At 72.3% G+C, this 11003-nt stretch carries 8 protein-coding genes; 3 read left to right on the plus strand and 5 right to left on the minus strand.

The window, feature by feature from the left end:
• Positions 1-14 precede the first annotated feature (14 nt).
• The 3 genes from ACZ4O3_RS29325 to ACZ4O3_RS29335 form a co-directional block, all read right to left on the minus strand.
• Positions 15-1148, minus strand: a complete 1134-nt coding sequence (locus tag ACZ4O3_RS29325; protein WP_467725065.1) for a serine hydrolase domain-containing protein — start codon at positions 1146-1148, stop codon at positions 15-17.
• A 126-nt stretch (positions 1149-1274) separates the two neighbouring features.
• Complete coding sequence (locus ACZ4O3_RS29330) at positions 1275-3053, minus strand: TIGR03767 family metallophosphoesterase (protein ID WP_467725067.1); 1779 nt, start codon at positions 3051-3053, stop codon at positions 1275-1277.
• 265 nt (positions 3054-3318) lie between these two features.
• A complete protein-coding gene (locus tag ACZ4O3_RS29335) occupies positions 3319-3783 on the minus strand; it encodes an NUDIX hydrolase (protein ID WP_384999295.1) in 465 nt (154 codons plus the stop codon).
• Between the two features lie 211 nt (positions 3784-3994).
• Between ACZ4O3_RS29335 and ACZ4O3_RS29340 the strand changes: the two genes are divergently transcribed.
• Positions 3995-7300 (plus strand): S8 family serine peptidase, encoded by a 3306-nt coding sequence (locus ACZ4O3_RS29340; RefSeq protein ID WP_467725069.1) that lies wholly within the window; start codon positions 3995-3997, stop codon positions 7298-7300.
• A 46-nt stretch (positions 7301-7346) separates the two neighbouring features.
• Here ACZ4O3_RS29340 and ACZ4O3_RS29345 read toward each other — a convergent pair whose 3' ends face one another.
• Positions 7347-8156: a hypothetical protein gene (locus ACZ4O3_RS29345; protein WP_467725070.1), complete on the minus strand. Its 810-nt coding sequence runs from the start codon at positions 8154-8156 to the stop codon at positions 7347-7349.
• A gap of 2 nt (positions 8157-8158) precedes the next feature.
• On the minus strand, positions 8159-8686 hold the full coding sequence (locus tag ACZ4O3_RS29350; RefSeq protein WP_362731267.1) for an RNA polymerase sigma factor: 528 nt from the start codon (positions 8684-8686) through the stop codon (positions 8159-8161).
• Between the two features lie 298 nt (positions 8687-8984).
• Between ACZ4O3_RS29350 and ACZ4O3_RS29355 the strand changes: the two genes are divergently transcribed.
• Positions 8985-10001, plus strand: coding sequence for an aspartate-semialdehyde dehydrogenase (locus ACZ4O3_RS29355; RefSeq protein ID WP_362731270.1), 1017 nt, complete (start codon positions 8985-8987; stop codon positions 9999-10001).
• 158 nt (positions 10002-10159) lie between these two features.
• A complete protein-coding gene (locus ACZ4O3_RS29360; RefSeq protein ID WP_362729243.1) occupies positions 10160-10948 on the plus strand; it encodes an SDR family NAD(P)-dependent oxidoreductase in 789 nt (262 codons plus the stop codon).
• Positions 10949-11003 lie beyond the last annotated feature (55 nt).

The raw sequence follows: 11003 nt of genomic DNA on the forward strand, positions 1-11003 counted from the left end.
CCCGTGGGAGGCGCTCAGCTCCCGCAGAACTCCGCGTCCAGGACCGTGGCCGGGTCGCCCGTCCAGTCGCCGTTGAAGTTCACGGCCAGGGCGTGGCGGCCGTCGGGGGTGGTGGCCGCCGTGGAGGAGGAGCCGTGGATGCCGCCGTCGTGGCCCCAGACGTGCACCCCGCAGGAGAGGGTGTGGTCGATCAGGCCGAGGCCGTAGGCGCTGTTGGGGTCGCCGGGGACGGGGACCGTGGTCTTCATCTCCTTCAGCTGGTGCGCGGGGAGCAGCCGGCCGCGCAGCAGGGCCTGGTAGAAGCGGGTCAGGTCGGCGGAGGTGGAAATGATCTCGCCGGCCGAGGAGGCCATGGAGGGGTTGAGGGCGGTGACGTCGTAGGTGGGGCCGGTGGCGGTCTCCGCCAGTTTCGAGTAGGCGCGGCTGCTCGGGCGCGGGAGGGTGGTGCGGGTGCCGGGGACGGACGTGCCGGTCAGGTGGAGTGGCCCGATCACCCGGTGCGTGATCTCCCAGGCGTACGAGTGGCCCGTCACCGCCTTGATCACCAGGCCGGCCAGGACGTAGTTCGTGTTGGAGTAGGACCAGCTCGTGCCCGGTGCGAAGGCCGGCTCGTGGCGCATCGCGATGCCCACCAGCCCGGCGGCCGTCAGGGTGTCGTAGCGGTGCCGGAAGAAGCCGTCCTTGAGGAAGTACGTACGCCCGAAGTCGTCGTCCGCCGTGTAGTTGAAGATGCCGCTGGTGTGGCCGAGGAGCTGGCGGACGGTGACGCGGCGGCCGTCGTTGCCGTGGCCGCGGACCACGCCGGGCAGCCACTTGTCCACCGTGTCGTCCAGGGACAGGCGGCCCTCCGCCTCCAGTTGGAGCAGGACCGTGGAGACGAAGGTCTTCGTGATGCTGCCGACCCGGTAGCGGTCGGACGCGGCACGCGGGGCACCGGTGCGGGTGTCGCCCACCCCGGCCGTCGTGGACCAGGTGCCGCCCGGGCCGCGGACCGTGGCCGTCACCCCGGGCACGCCCGCCGCGACCGCGGCCCGGACCGCCTCGCGGGTGGCGCTGTGCCCGGCGGCGGGTGCCGCCACCGCCGGTGCCAGGAGCGCCGCCGACAGGGCCACCGCCGTGGCCGCCACCAGTGTCGTACGTACGAACATGTCTCTCCCCCAGTCGGATCACCGGTCGGTCACCGGTCGGGTCCACGCGGTCGTCGGACCCGGTCGGGGGAAGGGACACCGCCGTGATCGGCGAGGTTGCCCGGCTGTGGGCCGGTTGGGTGAGTTTCAGCCCTTCTTCAGGACCAGCTCCGTGTTCCGGTCCACGGCGTCGCCGCCCAGGACCTTGCTGGAACCGGGCGCGTTGAAGGCCAGTTCGCGGTACAGGGCGGCGAGGCCGGTCTGGGAGAGGTCGGAGAAGTCCGTGCGGTGCGGGGCCGCCGACTCGATCAGGGTGGTGAAGAGGGAGACCGTGCCGTCCTTGTTGTCCACCAGCTCGACGACCCGGGCCAGCTGCGGGTGGTCCACGTGCGAGGCGGTGGTGATCTCCCAGAAGGAGTTGCCGTTCGAGGCCTTGTGCGGGGTGATGAGGTTGCGGTGGATGTGGCCGTTCACCCAGGCGAGCACGCCCGCGTGCCGGTTGAGGAGGCTGACCAGCTCGGCGCCCGAGTGGCGGCGGTCGCCCGGGCGGGCCGGGTCGGGGCGGGTGTTGGTCATCGTCCGGCTGGTGTGGTGGCTGAAGACGACCGCGTAGGAGTCCTTGTTCTCCCGCAGGGTCTTCTCCAGCCAGGCCAGCTGGGCCCCTCCGATCGATCCGTCGTAGTGTCCGCCGGCGTCCGTCGTGTCGAGGCTGATGCCGATGACGTCGTCGGAGATACGGAAGACGTAGTACTGGGTGCCCGCGGCCAGGTTCGCAAAGGAGTAGCCGTGCCCGACCGGCCCGAGGCCCTGGTGGGCCGGGTCCAGGTGGGCCTTGAGGTAGTCCGACGCCGTGTAGGGGGCGCGCTTGTCGTCCGGTGTCACCGAGCGCATCGAGCGGGCGTGGGCCTTGAGGAAGTCGCGGTAGCCGCTGCCCTTGGGGTCCTGGGCGTTGCGGATGGAGTCCTGGAGCTTCCTGGCCTCGGCGTCGGTCACCGTCATCAGCTTCTTGCCGGCCACCGCGGCCGCGGCCAGGTAGGGATCGGCGTGGGAGCCGAAGCAGCCGAGCGGCAGCGCGTCGTGGTTGCCGACGGTGGAGTACCAGGGGAGGTTGAGGCCGGGGCTGTTCACCTCGCGGATCGCGGCGGCGAGGAAGCCGGCCAGGTGCGGGAAGCCGAGCGCCTTGTCGCCGTCGCGGACGGTGGAGCCCGCCTGCCAGTACATCTTCAGGCCGCTGTTCTGCACGCCCTCGTAGTGCGCGGGGTCGCCGCTGTTGGGGGTGATCCGGCCGCCGCTCATCACCTTCATGAACCACTCCAGCTCGGAGTGGGCGTTGTTGTCGGTGTTGTCGCCGGTCGTCATCACGAAGTGCAGCGGGGAGCCGGTGACCGGGGCGCCGCGCAGCGCGTTCACGCGCTCGACGAGGGAGACCGCGCCGGGCACGGTCAGCGCCTCGTGGGGGCGCCAGGCGTGCGGGTCGTGGGCGCGCAGGTACTCCAGCCGCAGCGGGTGCTGGACGTCCATCAGGTGCAGGTCGGTGAACTGCACGAACGCGGCCAGTGCGGTACGGCGGTCGGCCCGGCCCGACTTGGCCGCGGCCAGGTCGGAGCGGAGCACGCGCGACCAGCCGGCGCCGTCACCGAGCCGGCGGTAGCCGGAACCGGTGCGGGGGGCCGCGACGGAGGCGAGGGTGGTGCCCTTGGTGTAGGGCGCGAGGGGCGCCGCGGCGGCCCGGCGGCCCTCGGCGACCGGCTGCTGCTCCTCGGTGACGGCGGGCGCGGCCTGGCCGGCGGTGGGACGCAGGGCGAGGCCGACGCCGGCGGAGAGCGAGAGGGCTCCGGCGGTGGCGAGCACGGTACGACGGTTGATCTCCAGTGCCTCGCGGCCCTTGTGGGCCGCGGAGGTGGCGACTGAGCGTATGCGCGACATGGCGCGGTCTCCCCGAGTGCGAACGCGTCCGGCAGTGGTCGCGGGCGATCGCTTCCGCGAACTTCCCGCTCACTCTGGATCGTTGGCACCGGGGATGGCCTGCGCGTGAACGCGGCGGCAACGTGCAGCGCCGATCACCGTACGTGGATCAGGTGAGGTGGGGGCCGGTCATGGAGCGGATCGCGGGCGTCCGGGGTCCGGTCACTCCGCGTTCATCTGCCGGGGAAGGGGCGGGTCTCCGGCCCTCACGACCGGCCCGCGGTGCTTACGACTGCTCCTGTGCGAACCGCCCCGCCGCCGGCCGCTCCCGCCACAGCCGCAGGGCGACGTCGACCAGCCGGATGTGCCTCAGGTCCGGTACGGCGTCCAGGTCGTGCCAGGCGGCCATGTCGGTGGAGCCGTTCACCTCGTTGCGCAGTTCGCCGCCGGCGATCTCGCCGCTGTAGACGATCCGCACGTGGTGGTGGTCGGTGACGCGGGCCAGCAGACTCTCCCGGACGAAGCGGTGGTGGCGGGAGTCGATGCCCAGCAGCCCGGTCACCTCGATGCGGTAGCCGGTCTCCTCCAACAGCTCGCGCCGGACCGTGTCGTAGGGGTCCTCGCCGTGTTCCATGCCGCCGCCGGGCAGGACCCACTCGGGCGTGCCGTCGTCGGCGGGCGACCGGGCGAGCAGGACCTGTCCGTCACGGACGCACACGGCGTAGGCCGCCACCCTCAGCTTCTCGCGCACATCCGCACGGTAGGCCCCGCGGGAGTCCGCGGCCAACGGGATTTCCTTTCACAGCAAGGACGCAGACAGGGGGTTTTCCCCATACGTTCATATCGATTCGGTCAACGATCCCAAAAGGCCATTCCCTTGGGGAAAGCTGTGCGCCTGCGCGCTGGTTCTTGACCAGGTTCCGGCCGTTCCATGCTCGTTCCTTTACCTACAAGGGATGCAGATGACCCTCAGCCCCCAGCACGACCCGATACCGGGCCACAGACGCCTGGGCCGGATAGCCGTCGCCGTCGGTGTCGTGGCCGCGCTCTCCGCCGCCGGGCCGATACCCCTGGCGGCCGCCGCGGCCCAGGCCCCGGCCGCCGCCACCGCGGACGCCAAGCCGGCCCACGACAAGCTCGGTTCGGACGACGCCGAACTGCTCGCCGAGGCCAAGGCCGACGGCACCAAGAACGTCACGATGATGATCGCGACCGCCCCGGGGCAGACCGAGCAGGTCGCCCGGGAGCTGGACGGGGTCAAGGGCGGCTCGGTGGGCCGTACGTACGACGAGCTCGGCTATGTGCGGGCCACCGTCCCCACCGGCCGGGCGGACTCGGCGATCGCCGCCGCCGCGAAGCTGTCCTCGGTGCACGCGATCGATCTGCGCCAGGAGATCCAGCTCGACGACCCGGCGGTGTCGGACACCGCCAAGCCGGCCAAGTCCGCCAGGGCCGCGAAGACCTCCCCGGCGCCGGGGAGGAACACCCCCGCCGCGAACCCGTACAACCCCTCCTTCGAGACCGGCGCCGTCGACTTCGTCGAGGACCACCCGAAGGCGGACGGCCGGGGCGTCACGATCGGCATCCTGGACTCCGGCGTGGACCTCGGCCACCCGGCGCTGCAGAAGACCACCACGGGCGAGCGGAAGATCGTCGACTGGGTGACCTCGACCGACCCGATCGTCGACAGCGACCAGACCTGGCGGCCCATGGTCACGGCCGTGTCCGGGCCGAGTTTCAGCTACGGCGGCCAGACCTGGGCGGCGCCGGCCGGGTCGTACGGGATCAGCACGTTCAAGGAGTCGTACACCACGGGTGGCGACGCGGCCGGTGACGCCAACCGGGACGGGGACACCACCGACAGCTGGGGCGTGCTCTACGACCCGGCGGCCGGCAAGGTCACCGTCGACCTGAACAACAACCACGACTTCTCCGACGACACGCCGATGAAGCCGTACAAGGACGGCTACCAGGTCGGCTACTTCGGCACCGACAACCCGGCGACCGACGTCGTCGAGCGGCAGCCGTTCGTCGTGCAGATCCGCAAGGACGTCCCGATGGACCCGTACGGCGGGGACTGGGTCGGCAAGACGGCCGACTTCGTCAACATCGGGGTCATCGAGTCCGAGCACGGCACCCACGTCGCCGGCATCACCGCCGCCAACGGGCTGTTCGGCGGCAGGATGACCGGCGCGGCTCCGGGCGCGAAGATCGTCTCCTCCCGGGCCTGCACCTGGACCGGCGGCTGCACCAACGTCGCGCTCACCGAGGGCATGATCGACCTGGTCGCCAACCGGGGCGTCGACATCGTCAACATGTCGATCGGCGGTCTGCCGGCGCTGAACGACGGCAACAACGCGCGCGCCGAGCTGTACACCCGGCTCATCGACACCTACGGCGTGCAGCTGGTGATCTCCGCGGGCAACTCCGGCCCGGGCACGAACACCATCGGTGACCCGGGACTCGCCGACAAGGTCATCTCGGTCGGCGCGGGCATCTCCAGGGACACCTGGGCCGCCAACTACGGCTCCCAGGTGACGACGAAGTACCAGCTGCTGCCCTTCTCCTCGCGCGGTCCGCGGGAGGACGGCGGCTTCGCGCCGACGCTGGTCGCCCCCGGTGCCGCGATCAACACCACCCAGACCTGGCTGCCGGGCTCCCCGGTCGCCGAGGCGGGCTACTCACTGCCGGCCGGCTACTCCATGCTCCAGGGCACCTCGATGGCCTCCCCGCAGGCCGCGGGAGCCTCCGCCCTGCTGCTGTCGGCGGCGAAGGAGAAGCACATCAGCCTCTCCCCCGCCGACCTGCGCACGGCGCTGACCTCGACCGCCCACCACATCAAGGACGTGCAGGCCTACGAGGAGGGCGCGGGCCGCATCGACGTCGTCGACGCGTGGGACGCCATCCGCGACCACGCCGCCGCGCACGACTACACCGTCAAGGCGCCCGTCGACACCGCGATCGACTACGCGCTGAAGACCCCGGGCTTCGGCACCGGCCTGTACGACCGCGAGGGCGGCCTGAAGGCCGGGCAGAAGAAGACCTACGACGTCACGATCACCCGGACCTCGGGCCCGGACAAGGCGGTCCGGCACGAGCTGCGCTTCGAGAACAACGCCGGGCACACCTTCAAGGTCCTCGGCGACGACGAGGTGAGGCTGCCGCTGAACCAGCCGGTGACGGTCAAGGTGCAGGCGCGGGCGAAGAGTTCGGGCATCAGGTCGGCGATCCTGGAGGTCGACGACCCGAAGACCGAGGGCGTGGACAAGCAGATCCTGACGACGGTCGTGGTGTCGGCCCCCGTCCACTACACCTGGGCCGCGTCCGGTTCGGTGCAGCGCAACAGCTCCACGTCGTACTTCGTGACCGTGCCCGAGGGCGCCAGGTCGCTTGAGGTCGCGATGAGCGGGCTGGCCGCCAAGAGCCAGACGCGGTTCATCTCCATCCACCCCTACGGCGTCCCGGTCGAGGACACCGGCACCCCGTACTGCTACAACAACTACCTCGACGGCAACGGCTGCAAGCCCGACGTCCGTTCGTACGCCGACCCGCAGGCGGGGGTCTGGGAGATCGAGGTGGAGGCGCGCCGCACCTCGCCGCTGCTCGACAACCCGTACAAGCTGGGCGTCACCGTGCTCGGCGCGGCCTTCGACCCGGAGACCGTGACCCTGCCCGAGGCGAAGGCCGGCGTCCCGGTCAGCGCCTCCTGGAAGGTGACCAACGAGTTCGCCGCGCTCGACGGCAAGCTGGTCGGCGGTCCGCTCGGCTCCTCGAAGACGGCCCGTCCCTCGATCAAGGAGGGCGAGGTCCAGTCCACCACGGTGACCGTGCCGGCGGGCGCGCAGTCGCTGGACGTGGCCATCGGCGGTGTCTCCGACGCGGCCGCCGACCTGGACCTGACCGTGTACGACGCGTCCGGCAAGCAGGTCGCCCAGTCCGCCGACGGCGACTCGGAGGAGGCGGTCTCCATCGCCTCGCCGGCCGCCGGCACGTACACCGTCCAGGTCGCCGGCTACTCGGTCCCCTCGGGTGCCACCGACTACGACTACCGGGACGTGTTCTTCTCCGCCGCGCTCGGCGCGGTCACGGTCGACGGGTCGGCGCCGGTCAAGCTCGGCACGGGCGGATCGGCCACGGTGACCGGCCAGGTCACGGCGGCCACGGCGGCCCCCGAGGGACGTGAGTTCTTCGGCCGGGTCCAGCTGGTCAACGCACGTGGCACGGTCGCGGGCATCGGCAGCGTGAAGATCGAGAAGGTCGTTCCGTAAGGGACACCGGAACGGAGGCGGGCGTCCCGAGCGGCGCCCGCCTCCTTCATGCGCCCGGGCAGGTCGCCGTCCGGGACTCGGGCAGGTCACGGACGATCCAGGCGCGCTCCGGCGCGATCGCGGCCTCGCCGACGGCGTACAGGTCGGCCACGGACCGGCCGCGGGTGACGCCGACCAGCAGCCGGACCCCGGCGCGGATCCGGGCATCGGACTCGACGACGACGTCGACCTCCGCGGCCGTCCTCGCCGGTTTGTAGGCGTGGGTCACACGTAGGGTGACGCGTTCCCTGCCGGCGTCCGGGAGCTGTCGGACCCCGGTGACGGTGCCCTCGGCCACGAGCCGGGCGCAGGCCAGGTAGCCGGGGCCGGCGGCGGACTCCTGGGCCGGGACGCTCCCGGCCGCCTTGTCGGAGCTGCTGCGGTTGTCGGACTCCGACCCGCTCGGACCGTGCGCCGCCAGCCAGCCGAAGCCGAGCACGACCGAGGCGAACGCGGCGGCGAAGGCGCCGGCGAGCGCGAGGGCCCGCACCCTGGGATGCCGCCGGGGAGCGGGGCGGGGCGCCGGCTCCCGCTCGGGCCGGGGAGGAAGGCGGGGCGCCGGCTCCCGCTCCGGCCGGGATCCGGCGAGCGCGTTCCCGATGACGCCCAGCCGCTCCCGCAGGACCGCGACGTCGGCGGCGGCGGCCCGGTGCTCGGCCATGAAGCCCGGGTCGGCACGCTGCCGGTCGGAGAGCGGCTCGTCCAGCAGAACGGCGAGCAGCGCGTCGGCGCCGTGGGCGGCACCACCGTCGGCGCCACCGAAGAACCCGTCCCGCACCTCGCCCTCGGCGTCGTGGCCGTCGTGTTCGGCGGGCATGGTCACACCACCTCGTCCTCGTGCAGGCGGGCGCGCAGGGCACGTACCGCCGTGTGCAGCCGGCTCTTGACCGTGCCCTCGGGGATGCCGAGTTCCTCGGCTATGCCGCGCACCGGCAGGTCGGCGTAGAAGCGCAGGACGACGACCTGGCGCTGGGCGTCCGGCAGCTCGTCCAGGCCGCGGGCGACGGCGACGGAGAGCACACTGCTGTCCTCGCCCGAGGTGTGGTCGGGGACGCGCAGGGCGGCCAGGCGTTCGCCGAGGCGTTCCTGGCGGCGCTTGGCGCGGTGCCAGTCCATGGCGAGGTTGGAGGCGACCACCGCCGCCCACGCCGAGACGTCCCGCGGTGCCTCCCGCCCGCTCGCGGCCCGCTCCAGCAGCCGCAGGCGGACCTGCTGCACCCCGTCCAGCAGGTCGACCTGCGGTACGCCGCCCAGCGCGAGCACCGCCCGGACCCGGCGCTCCTGGTCCGCGTCCAGGGGATCACCATGCTGGTCCCCCTGGGCCCGGCGGGCCTTTCTGCGCAGCACAACCCACCCCCCTCACCGCGTTTCCCCTACGACGCCGCAGCTCCCCGAAACGTTCGGACGGCTCCGGGAAATCTTTCCCGAGGCGTATGTCACACCGGCGCGCCAGGCGGCACAGCTTGCGGCGCGGGCGCGGCACGGAGGTAATTTATGCAGCTCAGTGCCGGTGCCGACGAGAGTTCCGCCGACCGTGCGGTCCACTCCTCGGGCATGGCGGGCAAAGAATTGGACAGGCTGACCCGGGTCGGCCGCATGATGGAAAGGCCGCAGACACACGTCACCACAGGCAGAGGGAGTCACCGTGAGGGTCGGAATCGTCGGAGCCACCGGTCAGGTCGGCACGGTCATGCGCAGGATCCTCACGGAACGCGACTTCCCCGTCACCGGGCTGCGCCTGTTCGCCTCGGCCCGTTCCGCCGGGACGGTGCTGGACGGCGTGACCGTGGAGGACGCGGCGACCGCCGACTACACGGGCCTGGACATCGTGCTGTTCTCGGCGGGCGGATCCACCTCCCGGGCGCTCGCCGAGAAGGTCGCGGCGCAGGGTGCCGTCGTCATCGACAACTCCTCCGCCTGGCGCAAGGACCCCGCGGTCCCGCTGGTCGTCTCCGAGGTCAACCCGCACGCGATCGCCGACCGCCCCAAGGGCATCATCGCCAACCCGAACTGCACCACGATGGCCGCGATGCCGGTCCTGAAGGTGCTGGACGCGGAGGCGGGCCTCGAAGCGGTCGTCGCCACCACCTACCAGGCGGTCTCCGGCTCCGGTCTGGCGGGCGTCGCCGAGCTGCACGGGCAGGTGCAGAAGGTCGCCGCCGACGCCGACAAGCTCACCCACGACGGCGCGGCCGTCGACTTCCCCGAGCCGCAGGTCTACAAGCGGCCCATCGCCTTCAACGTGCTCCCCTTCGCCGGCAACCTCGTCGACGACGGTCTCAACGAGACCGACGAGGAGCAGAAGCTGCGCCACGAGTCCCGCAAGATCCTCGAACTCCCGGCGCTCAAGGTCTCCGGCACCTGCGTGCGCGTCCCGGTGTTCTCCGGCCACTCCCTCCAGGTCAACGCCCGGTTCGCCCGCCCGATCAGCCCGGAGCGCGCCACCGAGCTGCTCGCGGACGCCCCGGGCGTCGAGCTCTCCGACATCCCGACCCCGCTGCAGGCGGCCGGCCAGGACGCGTCGTACGTCGGCCGGATCCGTCGCGACGAGACGGTCGACAACGGGATCGCGCTGTTCATCTCCAACGACAACCTCCGCAAGGGGGCCGCGCTGAACGCGGTGCAGATCGCCGAGCTGGTGGCGGCGGAGCTGTCGGCCTAGGCGCCGTCCGCCTCAGGGGGTGCCGCCTTCTGCCGCGGGGCGGGTGCGGCGCCGTCCCGGCCGGCCGCGCCCGCCGCGGAGCCGCATATCGGCACGGTCCCGCGCCCCTGACGGGGCGCCGTCGCTCACGCACCTCGTCCAGGGGAGGGACACCACACATGAGCAACACCCAGCCGTCCTGTGCCGCGTCGCGTGTTCTCGACGGCAAGGTCGTCATGATCACCGGTGCTTCCAGCGGGATCGGGGCGGCCGCCGCGCGGCTGTTCGCGCGGGAGGGTGCGGCCGTCGTGCTGACGGCGCGGCGGGAGGAGCGGCTGCGCGCGCTGGCCGAGGAGATCACCGCCGACGGGGGCCGGGCGCTGGCCGTACCGGCGGACGTGGCCTCGGCCGCGGAGGTGGAGGAGGTCGTCCGTACGGCGGTCGCCGCCTTCGGCCGCCTGGACTGCGCCTTCAACAACGCCGGGTTCGGCACCGCCGGGACCGAGCTGCACGAGACCGGCCAGGACGTCTACGAGCAGACCATGGACGTCAACGTGCGCGGGGTCTGGAACTGTCTGCGCTCCCAGATCCCCGAGATGCTCGGGTCCGGCGGCGGCACGATCGTCAACACGTCGAGTGTCGCGGGACAGCGGGCGACGGGGGCGTCGGCCGCGTACGTGGCCGCCAAGCACGCCGTCCTCGGGCTCACCAGGGCCGCCGCGGCCGAGTACGCGCAGCGCGGCATCCGGGTCAACGCGCTGGTCGTGGGCAGTACCCGCACCGAGATGATGGACCGGGCGGTGCGCACGCTGCCGGAGCTGCGGGAGCGGTTCGAGGGCGAGACCCTCCAGAAGCGGATGGCCGGCCCCGCCGAGGTCGCGGAGGCCGCGCTGTGGCTGTGCAGCGACCGCTCCTCCTTCGTGACCGGCGCGGCGATGCCGGTCGACGGCGGTACGACGGCCGCCTGACATCCCGTGTCCGGGAGATCTCTGGGATTTTCCTCGTCGCCCGGGGCCGGGCCGC

It is taken from the genome of Streptomyces sp. NPDC026515, assembly GCF_055567595.1.